We start from the raw sequence: 1480 nt of genomic DNA on the forward strand, positions 1-1480 counted from the left end.
ATGCCGCTGTAGTCCTCCAGCCAGAGCGAGGCGGGGGCAAGGTCAAACATCTGTTCAAAGTCGGAGCGGGCGGGCATGGTGGCGGGGCAGGGGGCTGCGGGTTGGGGTGGGAGGTTGACACTTTAACCATCTGTGGGACTGTGACCACATGATTTGCCGGTGGCGCATCCGCCCGTTGTGCACTTGCAAGCGCTTGTCTTCAACAAGCGCTTGCAGGCTGGAGGCTCTCCTGCCGGCGCTATAGTGAAGGTGATAAATGTGGTTGCGGAGCCAGCTCGGTAGCCCACCGAACGCACAACAGTTGTGAGGGGTATGACCGCTGTTTTATTCGACCGGCTACCACGAACCTTTGGCGTCAAAATTCATAGACACCCCAACCTCGGAGAAGCAATTCATGTCATGCGACGAACGATTTATGAAGGAGGCTGCGGCTCTCGGCCTCAGCTTCGATGGTGAGATCAAGATCGGAGGCAATTACGTGCCACTGATACGGGATGGCAACCACGTTTATGTCAGCGGCCAAATTCCACGAGTCGACAATACAGTCGTCGTGACTGGGCCAGTCGGAGAAGAGGTCTCTGTTGCTCAGGCGCAATTTGCCGCCAAGGTCTGCGTCATGCGGGCGCTGGCTCTGTTAAGGCGCTCACTCGGCTCCCTTGATCAGGTAAAGGCCATTCCACGAATCTCCGTGTATGTACAGTCAGCACAAGCATTCACCCAGCAGAGTGAAGTCGCCGACGGTGCGTCTGAAATCCTGTTCGATGTCCTCGGCCCTGCCGGCGCTCACACCCGCACCTCTGTCGGTGTCTTTCAGTTGCCGAAGAATGCCGCAGTCGAAGTAGATCTCATAGCAACCGTTGAGTAGCCCGAGAACTTGATGGCTATCCATCAATCGAGGGTGGCGTTCAACATCAGGATCCGCCAAATGTCAGGCGTTTCGCATACAAAATGTTAGACCGCACCATGAGCCACTTCCCGGAGCTCGAAACTCGGAATCTCCTTTTGCGGGAGATTGCCGACACCGATGCCGAAGATCTGTTGAGCATTCATGGCGACGCCCAGCACATGAGGTGGTTTGGATCGGACCCCTTAACAGACATCGAAGGGGCGAGAAGACTGATACAGATGTTCGCGAAATGGCGTGAGGAGCCTGCGTCTGGCACGCGCTGGGGCATACAGTTGAAAAGCGTCCCCGGCCTGATGGGAACGTGCGGACTGTTTCGCTGGAATTGCCCGTGCGCTCGGGGATATCGCTCGGGCCAAGGGCATGTCACAGGTGGCGCGTGATGCGGGGCTGAGCCGTGAGAGTCTGTACAAGGCGCTCAGCGAAAACGGCAACCCGAGCTTTGCCACGGTGCTCAAAGTCGCTCGCGCACTGGGTGTTCGCCTGCACGCAGAAGCCGCTTGATGCCGCTGTAGTCCTCCAGCCAGAGCGAGGCGGGGGCAAGGTCAAACATCTGTTCAAAGTCGGAGCGGGCGG

At 57.8% G+C, this 1480-nt stretch carries 2 protein-coding genes and 1 pseudogene; all 3 read left to right on the forward strand.

The genetic code is table 11. From position 1 onward, the window contains the following. The first annotated feature begins 394 nt into the window (after positions 1–394). The gene (locus tag ACFQU0_RS10390; RefSeq protein ID WP_382200454.1) at positions 395–865 is read left to right on the forward strand and encodes a RidA family protein; all 471 of its coding nucleotides are present in this window, start codon (positions 395–397) and stop codon (positions 863–865) included. Between the two features lie 98 nt (positions 866–963). Then, entirely contained in the window at positions 964–1287 is a 324-nt protein-coding gene (locus ACFQU0_RS10395) for a GNAT family N-acetyltransferase (protein WP_382200456.1), read from the forward strand. After that, a pseudogene (locus ACFQU0_RS10400) lies at positions 1205–1408 on the forward strand (addiction module antidote protein); the annotation flags it as partial. The gene ACFQU0_RS10395 and the pseudogene ACFQU0_RS10400, both read left to right, overlap by 83 nt. Positions 1409–1480: the final 72 nt, after the last annotated feature.

Origin of the sequence: Hydrogenophaga defluvii, from assembly GCF_042665235.1 — a bacterium.
Taxonomy (GTDB): domain Bacteria; phylum Pseudomonadota; class Gammaproteobacteria; order Burkholderiales; family Burkholderiaceae_C; genus Hydrogenophaga; species Hydrogenophaga defluvii_A.

Bases quoted from the DNA above. Each gene is read 5' to 3' on its own strand.
- ACFQU0_RS10390 (WP_382200454.1), top strand. From the start codon at position 395: ATGTCATGCGACGAACGATTTATGAAGGAGGCTGCGGCTCTCGGCCTC.
- ACFQU0_RS10395 (WP_382200456.1), top strand. From the start codon at position 964: ATGAGCCACTTCCCGGAGCTCGAAACTCGGAATCTCCTTTTGCGGGAG.